Origin of the sequence: Arthrobacter sp. V1I7 (assembly GCF_030817015.1) — a bacterium.
In the GTDB taxonomy this organism is placed as follows: Bacteria; Actinomycetota; Actinomycetes; order Actinomycetales; family Micrococcaceae; genus Arthrobacter.
Genome location: NZ_JAUSYS010000001.1, coordinates 1,088,874 through 1,104,643, shown reverse-complemented (window position 1 = coordinate 1,104,643; position 15,770 = coordinate 1,088,874). Strand labels below are relative to the sequence as shown.

The window sequence follows — 15,770 nt, the reverse complement described above, 5'->3', positions numbered from 1 at the left end:
CCGGGTCGGGGCCGCGGAGCTAACACAATGCCTGCCGCCCTATTCTATCGCCACGCCGATTCCTCCCCCAAAACCTTGACTGTGGCGCCGCGTGCTTCTAAAGTCAGGATTGACAGTTTTAGACAACGGAAGCGCCTACGGGCGGGGGTCGAGCGGACATGGCAGTTGAGAACATCGTGATCGTCGGCGGCGGGCTGGCGGGTGCCACCGCGGCGAAGACCCTCCGGACGGAGGGCTTCGGCGGCCCGGTCGTGCTGCTGGCCGGCGAGCGGCATCACCCGTATCTGCGTCCGCCGCTGTCGAAGGAGTATCTGCTGGGCAAGGCCGGGGACGACGCCCTTCCGGTAGTGCCGGAGGGCTGGTACGCCGAGAACGGCGTCGAGTTGCGGCTGGGGGTATCGGCCACGCAACTGGATCCTGCCGCACGCACAGTAAGCCTGGCGGACGGCAGCCGGCTGGGGTATGCCTCGCTGTTGCTCGCGACCGGAGCGCGGCCACGGAGCATCCCGCTGCCGGGCGGTAACCTGGACGGCGTCAGCTCCTTCCGGACAGTGGAGGACAGCCGCCGCCTGCGCGCCCGCTTCGCCGAGGGCGGGCGGAACATTGTGATGATCGGCTCGGGCTGGATCGGGATGGAACTGGCCGCCGCCGCGAGCAGCTACGGAAATGCCGTCACCCTGCTGGGATTGGCGGAGGTGCCGCTGGCCGCGGCGATCGGGCCGGAGCTGGGTTCCTTCTTCCGCTCACTGCACGAAGCCCACGGCGTGCGGTTCCGGCTTCCGGCGTCGGCAGCCGAAGTCCGCGGACGGTCGGGACGGGTGACCGGGGTGCTGACCGACGCCGGGGAGGTCCTTGACGCGGATCTGGTGGTCGTGGCCGTTGGCGTGGTGCCGGAGGTCGCCCTGGCCGAAGCCGCCGGGATCGGGCTGCGCAACGGGATCCTGACGGACGCCGCACTGCGGACCGCGGCTCCCGGGATCTTCGCGGCTGGCGACGTCGCCAATGCACTGCATCCGTTCATCGGAGAGCACCACCGCAGCGAGCACTGGTCCAATGCGCTGAACGGCGGCAAAGTGGCGGCCAAGGCGATGCTCGGTCAGGACGCCGTGCTGGATACCGTCCCGTATTTCTACACCGACCAGTTCGACGTCAGCATGGAATACTCCGGATTCCCGAGGCTTGTCTCCGGGCCGCCCGTGGTCCGGGGGTCCCTGGAAGCCCAGGAATTCGTGGCGTTCTGGCAGCGCGATGGCCGGGTAGTGGCCGGGATGAGCGTCAACTGGCCGCGGTCCGCGAAACCCCAGAAAGTGATCAAGGCCCTCATTGCCTCGAAGTCCCCGGTGGCGCCTGAAACGTTGGCCGATCCGGACGTTCCGCTGGATCAGCTCCTGCCGGCAGCCTGACGGGCAGCTTGGCGGGCGAGCGTTCCGGCGGTCTGGATGCTCGATTCGTGCCCGGCCATGCCAGCCTGGCGGGCGCGGAGGTACGCGCCGGGCAGGGCCGCCAGCAGCGCGTCGACATCTGCCCCGCTCGAGGAATGCCCCAGGGTGAAGCGTTGCGCCCCCCTGGCCGTATCCTCGGACAAGCCCATGGCCAGCAGCACGTGGGAGGGGCGCGGGACGCCCGCCGTGCACGCCGACCCGGTGGAGGACTCCACCCCGGCAAGGTCCAGCAGGAAGAGCAGGGAGTCCCCTTCGCAGCCGGGAAAGGTGAAGTGTGCGTTGCCCGGCAGCCGTCCCGCCCCAGCGGCGCCGCGCAGCACCGCCTCCGGCACCGCCGCCAGGACGCCGTCGATCAGCCGGTCCCGCAACGCGGCGATCCGCACGGTCTCCTCGGGCAGCTTCGCGGCGGCGGCCCCGGCTGCCGCGGCAAAAGCGGCGATCGAGGCAGTGTCCAGGGTCCCGGAGCGGACGTCGCGTTCCTGTCCCCCGCCGTGCTGGACCGGGGTCAGCTTCACCGCCCGGCCCAGCAGGAGCGCGCCGACGCCGACCGGCCCGCCGATCTTGTGCCCCGAGACGGACATCGCGTCAAGGCCGGTGCCGCGGAAATCCACAGGCACCGAGCCGAAGGCCTGCACGGCGTCGGAGTGCACCGGAACGCCGGCAGCGTGCGCCAGTTCCACAATCCTGCCGACAGGCTGGATGGTGCCGACTTCGTTGTTGGCCCACATGACCGTGACGAGGGCGATCGATGCCGGATCACGGGACAGTTCGGCCTGCAGCACCGCGAGGTCCACGACGCCCTCGCCGTCAACGGGCAGCCAGCACACGGTCGCGCCTTCGTGCCGTTCCAGCCACTCCACGGTGTCCAGCACCGCGGGGTGTTCGACGGCGGAGCACAGGATGCGCGTCCGCGCCGGGTTCTCGGCGCGACGGGCCCAGTACAGGCCCTTGACCGCAAGATTGTCGGACTCAGTCCCGCCGGAGGTGAAGATGACTTCCGAGGGGTGGGCCCCGGCGGCCGCGGCCAGCACTTCCCGCGCGTCCTCGACGGTCCGGCGGGCGCGGCGGCCCGATCCGTGCAGCGAGGAGGGGTTGCCGGTGCGGCCCAGCTCGCGCGTCAGCGCGGCCAGCGCCTCCGGGGCGAGGGTGGTGGTGGCGGCATGGTCGAGGTAGACAGGCACAGCCCAATTCTACCCGGGGCGGCTCCGGGCGCAGCCGCCGGGCAAGGCCTGGCGCTCGTGTACATTCGAGCGGGTGAAAGCGTCCCTTTACCTTGTCCTGGCCACCCTGTTCTGGTCCGGAAACTACGTGGTCGGCGAGGCCGCCGTCGCCTCGATGACCCCGCTGGAACTGACTTTCTGGCGCTGGGCCCTGGCCGCCGTGCCGCTGCTGCTCCTGGCCCGGTTCATCGACAAGCCGGACTGGCGCGCGGTGCTGCGCCGCTGGCCGGTGCTCCTGGTCCTGAGTGTGCTGGGGATGAGCGGCTACACGCTGCTGCTGTACGGGGCACTCGGCTACACCTCCGCCATGAACGCCACCCTCATCACGGCGGCGAACCCGGCGCTGATCGTGGTGATGGCGATCGTCCTGCTCGGGGAGAAGACCACCCGCCTCGGCTGGCTCGGAATTTGCCTCGGCCTGCTGGGCGTGCTCCTCGTGCTGACCCGGGGCGAGCTTCGGCGGCTTTTCAGCCTCTCGATGAACACCGGCGAGCTCCTGATGATCGGCGCGATCATCGTCTGGGGCTTCTACACGATCATCGCCCGCCGGCTGGACGTGCCGGCCATCACGGCCACCGCCGTCCAGGTGGTGCTGGCAACCGTGACCCTGGCGCCGTTCGCCCTCGCCTTGAACGTACAGGTTCCCGACACTCCGGCCGAGGGCTGGTCGCTGGCCTACATTGCCCTCTTCCCGTCCCTTGGCGCCTATCTCTTCTGGAACCTGGCCTTGAGGTCCACCCCGCCGGGCACGGCCGGAAACTACCTCAACCTGATGGTCGTCTTCACCGCCGTCATCACCGTGGCTCTGGGGACGCCGCTGACCCTGGTACAGGTCATGGGTGGCCTGATGGTGATCATGGGCGTCCTGCTGACCGGGGTCAAAGGGCGGGCCAAGCTCAAAGTAGCCTGAACCCTACGCGTTCAGGCCGGCCGGATCCGGGCGCAGCACTGTCCGGGCCGCGCGGCTCCGCTCATCCTGAGTTCCTCGACGGCCAGCGCCTCCACGCGTTCCGGGGCCACCCCACATCCTGCGGCGGCTCCGCCCAGGAAGGCGCCGTTCATGGCGCAAACCACATCCGCATGACCAGCCGCGATCCGGTGGAACGGGCAGTTCAGCAGCACCAGTCCGCCCTCACCATCGTCCTCGGGCCGGTAGCCTTCCGCCGTGAGCAGTTCCGCAAAGGCAGCCGCACCTTTCCCGCCGGCGGCGGCCTGCCCGCGCGCATAGGCGGACCGGACCAGCGCCTCGCGGACCGGAACGCCGGCCGCGGTCGACTCCTCGATCGCGGAGACCAGCAGTTCCGCGGCCAGATCATAGTTTCGCTCGGGTACGGAGGCGGCCACTTCCTGGACTCCGGCCAGGTACAGCTTGGCGGGACGGCCCGAACCCGGCCCCTCCCGGCCCCCGAGCTTCCGGAACTCCACGGCAAGGAGCCCGTCGTGCACCATCCGATCCAGGTGGAACGACGCCGTGCTCCGCGGTATGCCAAGGGCTCCGGCGGCGTCGTTCCGGCTGACCGGCGCCTCCGCCGACGCGACAAAGGCGAACAACTTCCTGCGTGTCTCGTCGCCGAGGGAGGCCACGGCCGCCATCCTGCGCCGCCAGGGAAGTGTGCTCACCAGGCCATTCTATCTCTAAAAACAAGATCCATTGTTTAATACGGCAAGGAGTTCTAAAATCAAGTTACCTACTTTTAGAAGGAGCATCGAAATGGAATCCTCGACAATCCGAACCGCCGACACCCGGACGCTGCACACGGGACCGGAACGGCAGGCCTTCCTGCTGCTGAGGACGGTCTTCACCGTGGCGCCGATCCTGTTCGGCCTGGACAAATTCACTAACCTGCTGGCGGACTGGACGGTCTATCTGGCGCCCGTGGCTACGTCCGTGATCCCGCTTCCGGCCCAGACCATCATGTATGCCGTGGGCGTCGTGGAAATCGTTGCCGGGCTCGCGGTGGCGTTCCGGCCGCGTTTCGGGTCGCTGCTGGTCGCCGCCTGGCTGTTCGGCATCATCGTCAATCTGCTCGTGCTGGGTGCCTTCTTCGACGTGGCCCTTCGCGATTTCGGCCTGCTGCTAGGAGCCCTGGCGCTGAACCGGCTGTCCCAGAGGAAGTCCCGGTAGACCCTGCTACCGATATCCGCCTGCCAAGGCACTGCTGCCCACCCGGATGATTCCCGGACAACCTCCGGAGCGAGGGAGGCCCCGCCGGGAACCATCCGGGCCTGCGCGGTCGTTGTTCCCCTAGCCGGTTAAGCTGGCCGTACCGGACGTCCAGGAGGGCTGGCGCCATCAACGTAAGGATTCTTGGTTGACCCAGGGGAACAGCTCGCATTACCAGGTCCTCCGCATCCCGGTGACGGCGACGGACAAGGAAATCAAGGTGGCGTACCGCAAGGCCGCCCGCACCGCGCACCCGGACCATGGTGGCGACCCCGCCGCCTTTCGTCGGGTGACACTTGCCTACGAGACGCTGATCGACGCCAGGAGCCGGGCCGACTACGACCGTTCCTACGGCAGCCGCCGCGGCGCCTTCACCATGCCAGCAGACGATGAGGGTGCGCACTTTGATGCCCCGGCCGCCGGCAGCCGTGCTTCCGCCAATGTCCGGCGCCCCAATACGCCGCGTAATACCGCGGCGGACGCCCCCGTCTATGTCCCACCCTTTGAGCACTACGCGCAGACCGGCGAAGTCCCGCTGATCCCGGAGGAACTGGCGCGCCAGCAGGTCCACGGGCTGCCCCGGAAGCGCGGGATTTTCGGTGCGGAGGCCAGGATCCAGCGGGAGATGCGAACCGTGCAGCTGATCAGCCGCCAGATCCTCCCCGCCATCCCCGCCGCACGCCTCATCAACGGCCTGCAGTCACCGGCGGACAACAGCCACATCGACCACGTCGTCCTCTCCGGTTACCGGATGGCCATTGTCGGCTCCATGCTGCTTCCGCCCGGAGCCTATGCCTGGAACGGCACCGCCCTGAGGCATGGCGGCCGCTCGATCGCCCCGCCTGAATTGGCCCAGGTGGTGCGCCGGATGCAGGACATCTTCCCGGAGCTGAATGTCACTGGCTGGACGGTGGTCCACAGCTCCGACGGCAACCTGCACGAACCCGTCATCGACCGGCACCGCCGTTCCGGCGCGCACGACACGGTCCAGGTGGTGAATGCGGCCGGCCTGGCCCGCGGGCTCAAGCAGTTCCTGGGCTCCGGCCCCGCGCCGAACACCGTCGCTGTACCCGTCCTCGCCCGGCTGCTGCGCGGAATGCACTAGCCGGCACCCAGACGGCAGCGGCTCGCTAGGATGGGACGGTGTTCCGTATCCTCTTCCACGCTCCCGAAATCCCCGGCAATACCGGCAACGCCATCCGGCTGGCTGCGATTACCGGAGCCCAGCTGCACCTCGTCGAACCGCTCGGCTTTGATTTCTCCGACGCCAAACTGCGGCGCGCAGGGCTCGACTACCACGACCTCGCCGTCGTGACCGTCCACCGGGACATTGACGCCGCCTGGGAGGCACTGGCGCCGGAGCGGGTCTTCGCCTTCACCTCCGACGGCGAAACCTCCTACACGGACATCAGCTACCGCCCGGGAGACGTCCTGATGTTCGGCCCCGAGTCCGTGGGGCTTTCCGAGGAGCTCAAGAACGACCCCCATGTGACTTCCCGTGTCCGTCTGCCGATGCTGCCCGCCCTGCGCTCGCTGAACCTGGCCAACGCGGCCTCGATCGCCGTCTACGAGGCGTGGCGCCAGAACGGCTTCGCCGGGGCCAGGATTTAGCCGTGCAGGTACCCCGGCGCCCGGACCGGCCCCGGTCCGGCCCGGCCCGCTCCGGCCGGGCAGGCGCCCCGGCCGGGCCCGCCCCCTGCACTCTCCCCGCGCAGGAAGGTGGTGCCCTTCTGCCCATCCGGGGATGCCGCCGCGCCGAATCACCTGTGAAGCCCGGCCCAGGGCGGCCGCAGGGGGCACGGGGAAAGGAGCGAGGAACTGCAGGTGACGACGGTGCAGGAGGACAGACGCCCGGCCCGCCAGGCCACGTGCGGCCACGCTCCGAAGGCGCAGCATTCTGGCCCGGCGTCAGTGCCCTGCGCCTTATGCTTGAAGGTGATGGACACTCCCAACGCCCCGAATCCCGAGGCCGCCGCTCCCCCAGGCACCTCAGTCGACGTCAACAGTCGGCTGGGTTCCTTGCTGGAGCAGATCGCGCAGGGTGACCAGGCCGCCTTCGCGGAGTTCTACCAGCTCACCTCGCGGCGCGTCTACGGCATGGCCCGCAGGGTCCTGATTGACACGGAACTGAGCGAGGACACCGCGCAGGAAGTTTTCCTCCAGGTCTGGCAGAATGCGTCGAAATTCAATCCCGACGCCGGCAGCCCGCTCGCCTGGCTCATGACCATCTCGCACCGCCGGGCCGTGGACAAGGTCCGCTCCTCCCAGTCGTCCACGGACAGGGAAGCGAGATACGGTGCGAGCAGCCAGGAAATCGATCATGATTCCGTCTCCGACGAGGTCGGCAGCCGGCTCGAGGCCGAGGCTGTGGTCCGCTGCCTCGAAACGCTGACGGACACGCAGCAGGAATCCGTGCGGCTCGCCTACTACGGCGGTCTCACATACCGGGAAGTCGCAGAAAGACTCAACGCTGCGGTGCCCACCATCAAGTCCCGCATCCGCGATGGACTGATCCGACTGAAGACCTGTCTGGGGGTGAGCTGAGATGACCGACATGAATGCGGACAACAACGCACGCGTTCCCGGCGCCTTTGCGGCCGACATCGCGACCGACCTCGCTTCGGGCCGCGCGGTGGACCTCGCGGAGGTGTACGCCCTCAATGCGGTCGACGACGCCGAGCGTGCCGCCATTGAGACCTACTTCGCCTCGGCCCCGGCCGCAGAGCGCACCGCCTTCAACGAACGGGTGCGCCAGGCGCAGGAGACCCTGGCGGCGAGTTTCACCGCGGAGGCCGAACCGCCGTCCGGACTCCTGGACCGCATTCTGGCGGCCTTGCCCGCACAGAATGCCGGTCAGGGGCAGCAGGGGGCCCGCCTCACGCCGCCGTCGGCAGCGCCGGTTGCCGACACACCGGTCCGTGAACCCGCCGGGCTGCCTGCCACCGATGAGCTCGGTGCGGCCCGCCGTCGCCGGGAAGAACGACGCCGGCCGCGGGGCATGCGCACCTGGCTCGTGGGCGTCGCGGCCGCCGCCGTCATCGCCGTGGGCGGCGTCGGCGTCGGTGCCTATGTGGCGAACCAGAATGATCCGCTTAACCAGGTGATGCAGGCCGGGGACGTCCGCCAGGCCACCGTCGACGTGGCGGGCGGTGGCACGGCTACCCTCGCAGTCTCCCCGTCCAGGGACGCGGTCGTAGTCAAGATGAACAACGTCCCGCCGCCGCCGCCGGGCAAGGTCTATCAGATGTGGTTGATCCCGAAGGACGGTTCGGCCCCGGTATCGCAGGGCCTCATGGACGCTGAGGCACTGTCCAGGCCAGCGGTCGTCAAGGGTATCCGCACTGCCGCGTCCCTGGGTATCACGGTGGAGCCGGCGGGCGGTTCGGCGACGCCGACCATGCCGACGGTGGCCGCCGCCCCGCTGGGAGCGTAGCCCCCTCTGGAGCCCGGGACCGCCCGGTTCCGAGCACTGACAACAGCACCCACAACAAAGCCGCGCAGGCCCTGACTCCGGGAGGAGATCAGGGCCTGCGCGGCTTTTTTATGCGGTGCGGGCTTCTGCCGGCGGCATCGCCGGCTACGGCCGGGCGGCGTCGCCGGCCTCAAGACCCAGACGGTCGATAATTTCCTGTGCTTCCTCCGCCGGCGTCGCGGAAACACACAGGGCGATGAAGTTCTCGTCCTCCATGGGCGCCTCAAGGGCGTCGAACTGGGACGCAAGCAGGGCGGGGGGCATGAAGTGCCCGTGCCGGGAGGCCAGCCGGTCCGAAATGCGGTCCTTGCTTCCCTCAAGGAACACAAACACCACACCCTCGCCGCGCAGGACGTCCCGGTAGCGTTTCTTCAGCGCCGAGCACGTCACCACCCCGGGGGTTCCGGCCGCGGTGCGCGCCCGGATCCATTCGGCGATGGATTCCAGCCACGGCCAGCGGTCGTCGTCGGTCAGTGGCTGGCCGGCCTGCATTTTGGCCACGTTTGCCGGCGGGTGCAGGTCATCGCCTTCGGCGAGATCCCAGCCGAGCCGGCCGGCCACCAGACCGGCCACCGTTGACTTGCCTGAACCCGAAACACCCATGATCACGAGCACGGGTTGCTGCGCAGTCTTCGCCATTAAAGTCTGCCTTCCAAAAATAAATATGATTTAAACAGAGGCCAGCTTATGGCAGGGGCAGGCCGGGTGCAACACTAGAAGCCCGCGATGGTCCCTGCACCATTAACAGTTACGACGTGGAACGCCTCAGCACTGCGGCCGGCAGGCAGCCCGGCGCGTTCGGCGGTCTGCACCATCAGGCCCCGCACGGTGCGTTCCATCGCCTCGACGTCGGGGTGCTGGCTGACGTGGATGTGGATGGCCGCGAGCTTGCCGTCCACATGGTCGGTGACGTCCACGAAGTGGTTTTCGCGTTCCTCCGGCCCCGCGAAGAGCCACAGCCACGGCAGCTTGTAGGCCCCGAGGCCGGCCGCGGCGAGCTCCGGGTAGGCGAACGGGTTCTCCAGCGCGGGATACACCGCCCGGGTCACGGTCTCCCCCACGGCCAGGTGGTCGGGGTGGCTCTTCTGGATCCGGTTCCAGTTTCGTTCGGGGTGCATGGCAAGCACGACGTCGGGCCGCAGCTGACGGATCAGCCGCACCACCTCGCGGATCACCTCATGGGTCGGCTCGAGGTAGCCGTCACGCTCGTGCAGGTAGTGGATGTCCGTCACACCGAGCAGCGCGGCGGCACGGCGCTGCTCCTCGTTGCGCAGCCGGACGATTTCGTCCCGCTGTTCCGGGTCGAAGCCGCCCGCGTCGCCGTCCGTCATGATGCAGTAGCTGACTTCAACCCCGGCGCCGGTCCAGGCGGCAACGGTGCCGGCGGCACCGAAATCAATATCGTCGGGATGCGCGGCGAAACAAAGCACCCGTCCGATCCGGGAGTTCTCCGGGCCGAACGGGCTTTGCGCCGCAGGGGCATCGGTGCTCAAGGAATCAGCCCCTGCGCTTCTTGATTTCCTCGGTGGCCTGCGGCAGGACCTTGAAGAGGTCACCGACAATGCCGAAGTCGGCGATTTCGAAGACCGGCGATTCGGCGTCCTTGTTCACCGCCACGATCACCTTGGCCGTCTGCATGCCGGCTTTCTGCTGGATGGCGCCGGAGATACCGGCGGAGATGAAGAGCTGCGGCGAGACGGTCCTGCCCGTCTGGCCGATCTGGGCGTCGTGTCCGATCCACCCCGCATCCGTCGCGGCGCGGGAGGCACCGACAGCGGCTCCCAGCACATCCGCAAGGTCTTCCAGGGGACCGAAATTCCCGTCCACGCCACGTCCGCCGGCCACGACGATCCGTGCCTCGGAAAGGTCGGGGCGTCCGCTGGCTGCTTTTTCATTGCGCGCCGTGATCCGGGCGGAAGCAGCGGTGGCCGTGTCCGGAATCTCGATCATGACGGCCTCGGGTGCCGTGCCGGTGACGGCAGGCTCCGGAGTGATGCTGTTGGCCTTGACCGTGAGCACGGCCACCGGCGTGGTGGCCTTCGCCGTGGTCATGTAGGAACCGGCGAGCACTGACTTGTGCGCCGTCCCGTCGGTGTCCACCGCCACGACGTCCGTGATCACGCCGGCGCCGAGCTTGATGCCCAGCCGGGCCGCGATTTCCTTGCCGTCGGCGGAGTTCTCAGCCAGGACAACAGTGGCCCCGGACGTCTGCACCGCGGCGGCCAGATAAGACGCCTTGGGACCCACGAGGTAGTCGTCGAGGTCGGCGGCGGAGGGCCGGTACAGGGCCTGCGCGCCGTAGGCGCCCAGGGCAGCCGCGACGTCGTCGTGCAATTCCCCATTGAGGGCGACCGCGGGTTCGCCGAGGGACCGGGCGATGGTGAGCAGCTCAAGGCTGGGCTTTTTCAGCGCCTGGCCGGGATTGTCGATGAATACCAGTACTTTTGCCATGTTCGGATGATCCCCTTAAAGCAGCTTCTGGGCGGCCAGGAACTCGACCAGCTTGATGCCGGCGTCGCCTTCGTCGGTGATGATGGTGCCCGCGGTGCGCGGCGGCCGGGCTTCGGCGGTTTCGACGGCGGTCCAGGAACCGGACATGCCTACCTGGGCCGGGTCGACGCCGATGTCGGCAAGGGCCAGGGTGGTGATGGTTTTCTTCTTGGCCGCCATGATCCCCTTAAAATTGGGGTACCGGGGGTCGTTGATCTGGTCGGTGACCGAGACGAGGGCGGGCAGAGTGGCCTCGATGGTGTCCGCATGGGAACCGCCGTCGCGGCGGGCCGTGAGCCTGCCGCCGTCGAGCTCCAGCGAGGATGCGAACGTGACCTGCGGCCGGCCCAGTCGTTCCGCGAGCTGGGCCGGGACCAGCGACGTTTCCCCGTCGGTCGAGGCCATACCGGTCAGGATGAGGTCGGCCGGGCCGTCCGCTTCCAGGTGCCGGATGGCCGCGGCGAGGGCCAGCGAAGTCGCGGCGGCGTCGGAGCCGGCGAGCGCCTCGTCAGTGAGGTGCACCCCTTCGGTCGCGCCGATCTGCAGCGACTTCTTCACCGCATTGACGGCGCCCGCGGGACCCATGCTGAGTGCGATTACTTTGTTGCCGGCCGCTTCTCCGCCGCGGGCCTCGATCAGCTGGAGGGCCGCCTCCAGGGGGTATTCGTCCAGCTCGGAGAGGATGCTCTCGGAACGGTCAATCGTGTTGCCGGCGCCGGTCAGATGCCGGTCGAACTGGGCGTCAGGAACGTGCTTGACCAGCACGATGATCTTCAAAGTCTCTTCCACTGTGTGTACAGCAGCCTTCCATGCGGGTGGACAGCCAGCCGGGTGGGGTCGTGGCCACGGAACGCCCGGGATGCCGGGCTGCTCCTAGCTAACCATATAGATGAGCCTGAACGCGGCCCGGGTTAACGCCGATGTCAGTGCGGTACCGGAGGAACGCAGAAGGCCGGGCCGGCACCGGCTGGTGCCGGCCCGGCCTGAGGGACAGTGTTACTGCTCTGCAGCCGCACCGAGCGTTACGTCGAGTTGCTGCTCCTGGCCGTTGCGGAGGATGGTTACCTTCACCGCGGCTCCGGCGGCCTGCTCGCGGACCGCGGCGGTCAGTTGGTTCGGATCGCTGATGGAGAGGTTCTGGAACTTCGTCACCACGTCACCGACCCTGATACCGGCCTTGTCCGCGGCGGACCCGGGCTCTACGGTGGCGACTTCCGCCCCGACCGAGAACCCCGAGGTTGAGGTGCCCGCGGTCTTGGCCTTCACGCTGACGCCGAACTGGCCGTGGGTGGCCTTACCGCTGGTGATGATCTCCTGGGCCACGCGCTTGGCATGGTTGATCGGGATACTGAAGCCGACGCCGATGTTGCCGCTGCCGGTACTGTCCCCGCCGGCCGAGGCGATGGCGACGTTGACGCCGATTACCTCGCCCTTGGTGTTGACCAGTGCGCCGCCGGAGTTGCCGGGGTTGATGGCCGCGTCGGTCTGGATCACGTTGATGGAGATGGAACCCTGGTTCGCGGTGCTTTGGCCTTGTCCGCCGTCGGGCGGGGCGAACTGGAAGCCCTGGTCGCCGCCCTGTGGATCGTCGGCGCCGTCCTTGGGTGCTGCGGAGGAGGCGACGCTGATGGTGCGGTTGAGCGTGGAGACGATGCCGTCCGTGACCGTGCCCGTGAGCCCCAGGGGCGAGCCGATCGCGACGGCGGTGTCGCCGACGTTGAGCTTGCTGGAGTCGCCCAGGGTTGCCGGGACGAGCCCCGAGGCGTTCTGGATCTGGACGACCGCAAGGTCCGAGAGCGGATCGGTACCGACGATCTTGGCGGAGTAGACCTTGCCGTCACTGGTGCGCACCTCGATGGCGGGGTTGGCCACCTTGCCGTCCAGTGTGACGACGTGGGTATTGGTCAGGACATGGCCTTCACCGTCGAGGATGATCCCGGAACCGGTCCCGCCCTCGCTGCCGCTGGTTGCCTTGATTGTGACCACACTGGGGCTCGCCTTGACGGCGGCGGCCGTGATGGCGTTGACGTCATCCTTGTTGTTCACGATGACGGGGCCGGCCTGGCTGCTGTTGGTGCTGGGTGAGGAAAGCGAAGGGTTGTCGCCCAGGAGCTGCGTTGTGCCGGCAACGACGCCGCCGCCGACCAGCCCGGCCGCCAGGATGCTGGCGACGAGCGTGGGAACGCCGAAGGCGGCCTTGCGCTTGGGGGCGTTGGCGGACGCGGCGTACTGGGGCTGGCCATAGGGTGCGGGGTCATGCCGGGGCTGCGTGCCGGCCGGCTGGGTGTACTGCTGGCCGTGCTGGGCGTGACCGTACTGGGACGGGTACTGCGGCTGGCTGTGATGCGGCGGGCCGTACTGCTGGGGCCCCGTGGGCCCGGACTGCTCGCCATAGAACGGTTGGCGCTGGGGGTAGACCGGCCGCGGGGTGCCATCGTCCGTTCGGTCCGGCCGCAGGGTCCGGTTTTCGTGAGCCGAGTCCGGCGTGGGCACGGCCGGCGGCTGCTCCGAAGAGCCCTCGTGCGGCTTCGCCGGCTCCCGGTTCTCTGGTGACGCACCCTGCACTGGGTTCTCGGTCATGGCTCTTCCTTTCATCCTGGTCTGGGTTAACTATGGACGCTCTCACTGATGCTAGAGCGGACATTTGCTGGGAGGTTCCTGAACGCCTGCAGGGCAGCCGCGACTCCGGCCCGTTGCTGTAGCTTTCAGCGCTTTTCGCTGGCGGCATATTCCCACCGGTGGACGGCCAATCGGGTGGACCATAGAATCAAATTGAATCGCCACAGCGACCTGCGGCTTCACATTTGCGTGGGGGCGCTGCTGCATTCGAGAACGACTGGTTCGGCCGAATCGGTCGCAGAAGCGGTGAAGGGTTGCACATGCGGTCTAAGTTCAATCGTTTCCTCGCTGTTCTTGGCGTCGCCGGACTGCTGGCGCTTCCTGCCGCTCCGGCCCTGGCCGAAGATCCGGTGGCCCTTGATCCGGTCACGAAGGTTGTGGACTCCGCAGGAGTGCTCGGCAACGGGAAGGCGGACGTCGAGGCAGCCATCCGGCAGCTCGGCACCGACCACGCCATGACTTTCCACGTCGTGTACGTCAAGAAGTTCGAGAACCCCACCGACCGGGTTGCCTGGGCGAATGCGGTGGCCGAGAAGGCCAGCCTAGGTGCGAACGCCATGCTGCTGACTGTTGCCACGGACACCCGCCAGTACCAGCTGAGCAAGCCGTCCAACAGCAAGATCACCAACGCCCAGCGCGACAACATCAGGGATAAAGCGGTAGACCCGCAACTCCGGCAGGGTGACTACGCGCAGGCGGCCATCGATGCCGCCGCAGCCATTGGCGATGCGGCCGGCGGCGGTGCCGGAAACGTTCCCTCCGCGGACGGCGCAGCCAGCGCCGTCCTCGTCGGAACCGGCGTCGTGGCTGCGGGCGGCGTAGGCGCCTATCTGTACTTCCGCAACAAGCGGAAGAAGGCGGCCCAGGCCGCCGGTCCCGACTCCGGGCCGCAGGGCGCGGAGCCGGACCCGCTGGCGTCCATGAGCGTCGAGGACCTGCGCCGCAAGAGCGGCTCGCTCCTGATCGAGGCGGACGATGCCATCAAGTCCAGCGAACAGGAACTCGGCTTCGCGCAGGCGCAGTACGGCGACGCGGCCGTCGGCAACTTCACCAGGGCGCTGCAGGATGCCAAGGGCCACATGTCGGAATCCTTCAAACTGCAGCAGCAGCTCGACGACCACATTCCCGACACCGAGGAGCAGCAGCGCACCTGGCTCGGCGAGATCATCCGCCGTTCCGAGGCTGCCCTGTCGTCCCTCCTGGAGCAGAAAGCCGACTTCGATTCGCTGCGCGAACTGGAGAAGAACGCCCCGCAGGCCCTTGCCGCGGTCAGCGCCGGCGCGACGCAGGCCGAAGCCAAGATCGCCAGTGCGGAACAGCAGCTGACCGAGCTGCGGAACAAGTACGCCGAGAGCGCGCTGGTACAGGTAGCAGACAACATCAGCCAGGCAAAGGAACGGCTGGAGTTCGTGCAGAACGCCTCCACCACAGCCCGGGAGAAGCTCAGCGCGGGCGAGGGCAGCCTCGCGGCCGTGGCGGTCCGGGCGGCGGAAGAGAGCCTGCACCAGACGAACGTGCTGATTGACGCCATCAACAAGGTCGCCGCGAATCTGGACGAGGCAGGCCACGGGCTGGAGTCCGCCGTCGTTGACACCTCGCAGGATTTGGCACAGGCCCGCGCGATGATCCAATCCGGGGCGCACCCGGAGCTTGCCGGTCCGGTCGCCGCGGTGGAAGCCGCTCTGGCCCGGGTCAAGGCCGAGATCCAGGGCGGCAAGATCGATCCGATTGCCACGCTGGAGCGGGTGGAAGCGGCACACCAGTCGCTGGACACGGCCCTGACCGGAATCCGCGACCAGCAGGAACAGGCTCGTCGGGCGCAGGCCTCGCTGCAGCAGAGCATCATGACCGCGCAGGCGCAGATCAGCGCGACGTCGGACTACATTACCGCCCGCCGTGGCGGCGTGGGTACCGAAGCGCGCACGCGCCTCGCCGAAGCCCAGCGGAACCTGGACTATGCCCTATCCATCTCCGGCAATGACCCGGTCACCGCCCTGCAGTACGCGCAGCAGGCCCACTCGCTGGCGGCGCAGGCAGCCCAGCAGGCACAATCCGACGTCGACCAGTTCGGCGGCTACGCCAACCAGGGCCAGGGCTACGGCCGCGGCGGGATGTTCGGAGGTGGTGGAGGCGGCGGCCTGGGCGGCGCCATCCTCGGCGGCATCCTGATCAATTCCATTCTGCACGGCGGCGGTGGCGGCGGCTGGGGCGGCGGCGGCGGCGACTCCGGCGGCGACTTCGGCGGCGGCGACTCCAGCGGAGGCTGGGGCGGCGACTTCGGCGGCGGCGGTGACTTCTAGCCCTCACAGACCAAGCGCCGGCAGGAACGCTCCGACCGGCGGAAAGAAGCGACACATTCACTG

The 15,770-nt window shown here is 68.2% G+C and carries 15 protein-coding genes; 8 read left to right on the top strand and 7 right to left on the bottom strand.

The annotated features are described in order from the left end of the window. Nucleotides 1–158: 158 nt before the first annotated feature. The gene (locus QFZ69_RS05255; protein WP_306999957.1) at nt 159–1,403 is read left to right on the top strand and encodes an NAD(P)/FAD-dependent oxidoreductase; all 1,245 of its coding nucleotides are present in this window, start codon (nt 159–161) and stop codon (nt 1,401–1,403) included. On the opposite strand, the gene QFZ69_RS05250 is transcribed toward QFZ69_RS05255, so the two are convergent. After that, nucleotides 1,382–2,623 (bottom strand): cysteine desulfurase family protein, encoded by a 1,242-nt coding sequence (locus QFZ69_RS05250; protein ID WP_306916110.1) that lies wholly within the window; start codon nt 2,621–2,623, stop codon nt 1,382–1,384. The genes QFZ69_RS05255 and QFZ69_RS05250 overlap by 22 nt on opposite strands. 73 nt (nt 2,624–2,696) lie before the next feature. On the opposite strand from QFZ69_RS05250, the gene QFZ69_RS05245 reads away from it, so the two are divergent. Then, nucleotides 2,697–3,572, top strand: a complete 876-nt coding sequence (locus tag QFZ69_RS05245; protein ID WP_306916108.1) for a DMT family transporter — start codon at nt 2,697–2,699, stop codon at nt 3,570–3,572. Nucleotides 3,573–3,583: 11 nt separating this feature from the next. Here QFZ69_RS05245 and QFZ69_RS05240 read toward each other — a convergent pair whose 3' ends face one another. After that, nucleotides 3,584–4,282: a metalloregulator ArsR/SmtB family transcription factor gene (locus tag QFZ69_RS05240; protein ID WP_306916107.1), complete on the bottom strand. Its 699-nt coding sequence runs from the start codon at nt 4,280–4,282 to the stop codon at nt 3,584–3,586. A 91-nt stretch (nt 4,283–4,373) separates the two neighbouring features. Here QFZ69_RS05240 and QFZ69_RS05235 point away from each other — a divergent pair, with 91 nt between their 5' ends. The 5 genes from QFZ69_RS05235 (at nt 4,374) to QFZ69_RS05215 (ending at nt 8,259) form a co-directional block, all read left to right on the top strand. Further along, nucleotides 4,374–4,787 carry a hypothetical protein gene (locus tag QFZ69_RS05235; RefSeq protein WP_306916104.1) on the top strand — a complete coding sequence of 138 codons (414 nt, stop codon included), beginning with the start codon at nt 4,374–4,376 and terminating at the stop codon, nt 4,785–4,787. A 187-nt stretch (nt 4,788–4,974) separates the two neighbouring features. Continuing rightward, entirely contained in the window at nt 4,975–5,931 is a 957-nt protein-coding gene (locus QFZ69_RS05230) for a J domain-containing protein (RefSeq protein WP_306916102.1), read from the top strand. 38 nt (nt 5,932–5,969) lie between these two features. Beyond that, nucleotides 5,970–6,437: a tRNA (cytidine(34)-2'-O)-methyltransferase gene (locus tag QFZ69_RS05225; RefSeq protein ID WP_306916101.1), complete on the top strand. Its 468-nt coding sequence runs from the start codon at nt 5,970–5,972 to the stop codon at nt 6,435–6,437. 327 nt (nt 6,438–6,764) lie between these two features. After that, entirely contained in the window at nt 6,765–7,370 is a 606-nt protein-coding gene (gene sigK, locus QFZ69_RS05220; protein WP_306916099.1) for an ECF RNA polymerase sigma factor SigK, read from the top strand. A 1-nt stretch (nt 7,371) separates the two neighbouring features. Continuing rightward, on the top strand, nt 7,372–8,259 hold the full coding sequence (locus QFZ69_RS05215; protein ID WP_306916097.1) for an anti-sigma factor: 888 nt from the start codon (nt 7,372–7,374) through the stop codon (nt 8,257–8,259). Between the two features lie 144 nt (nt 8,260–8,403). On the opposite strand, the gene QFZ69_RS05210 is transcribed toward QFZ69_RS05215, so the two are convergent. The 5 genes from QFZ69_RS05210 to QFZ69_RS05190 all read right to left on the bottom strand — a co-directional run bounded on the left by QFZ69_RS05210 (nt 8,404) and on the right by QFZ69_RS05190 (nt 13,368). Then, nucleotides 8,404–8,937, bottom strand: a complete 534-nt coding sequence (locus tag QFZ69_RS05210) for a gluconokinase (protein ID WP_306916095.1) — start codon at nt 8,935–8,937, stop codon at nt 8,404–8,406. A gap of 74 nt (nt 8,938–9,011) precedes the next feature. Further along, nucleotides 9,012–9,791 (bottom strand): PIG-L deacetylase family protein, encoded by a 780-nt coding sequence (locus QFZ69_RS05205; protein ID WP_306916093.1) that lies wholly within the window; start codon nt 9,789–9,791, stop codon nt 9,012–9,014. Nucleotides 9,792–9,795: 4 nt separating this feature from the next. Continuing rightward, a complete protein-coding gene (locus QFZ69_RS05200; protein ID WP_306916091.1) occupies nt 9,796–10,749 on the bottom strand; it encodes an electron transfer flavoprotein subunit alpha/FixB family protein in 954 nt (317 codons plus the stop codon). Between the two features lie 15 nt (nt 10,750–10,764). Beyond that, nucleotides 10,765–11,565, bottom strand: coding sequence for an electron transfer flavoprotein subunit beta/FixA family protein (locus QFZ69_RS05195; RefSeq protein ID WP_306919600.1), 801 nt, complete (start codon nt 11,563–11,565; stop codon nt 10,765–10,767). Between the two features lie 219 nt (nt 11,566–11,784). Further along, a complete protein-coding gene (locus QFZ69_RS05190) occupies nt 11,785–13,368 on the bottom strand; it encodes a S1C family serine protease (protein ID WP_306916089.1) in 1,584 nt (527 codons plus the stop codon). Between the two features lie 299 nt (nt 13,369–13,667). Between QFZ69_RS05190 and QFZ69_RS05185 the strand changes: the two genes are divergently transcribed. Then, nucleotides 13,668–15,707 (top strand): TPM domain-containing protein, encoded by a 2,040-nt coding sequence (locus QFZ69_RS05185; protein WP_306999955.1) that lies wholly within the window; start codon nt 13,668–13,670, stop codon nt 15,705–15,707. The last annotated feature ends 63 nt before the right edge of the window (nt 15,708–15,770 follow it).

Excerpts from the sequence above, each read along its gene's own strand:
- QFZ69_RS05190 (WP_306916089.1), bottom strand. The coding sequence starts at position 13,368 with ATGACCGAGAACCCAGTGCAGGGTGCGTCACCAGAGAACCGGGAGCCG.
- QFZ69_RS05210 (WP_306916095.1), bottom strand. The coding sequence starts at position 8,937 with ATGGCGAAGACTGCGCAGCAACCCGTGCTCGTGATCATGGGTGTTTCG.
- sigK (WP_306916099.1), top strand. The coding sequence starts at position 6,765 with ATGGACACTCCCAACGCCCCGAATCCCGAGGCCGCCGCTCCCCCAGGC.
- QFZ69_RS05235 (WP_306916104.1), top strand. The coding sequence starts at position 4,374 with ATGGAATCCTCGACAATCCGAACCGCCGACACCCGGACGCTGCACACG.
- QFZ69_RS05185 (WP_306999955.1), top strand. The coding sequence starts at position 13,668 with ATGCGGTCTAAGTTCAATCGTTTCCTCGCTGTTCTTGGCGTCGCCGGA.
- QFZ69_RS05200 (WP_306916091.1), bottom strand. The coding sequence starts at position 10,749 with ATGGCAAAAGTACTGGTATTCATCGACAATCCCGGCCAGGCGCTGAAA.
- QFZ69_RS05255 (WP_306999957.1), top strand. The coding sequence starts at position 159 with ATGGCAGTTGAGAACATCGTGATCGTCGGCGGCGGGCTGGCGGGTGCC.
- QFZ69_RS05215 (WP_306916097.1), top strand. The coding sequence starts at position 7,372 with ATGACCGACATGAATGCGGACAACAACGCACGCGTTCCCGGCGCCTTT.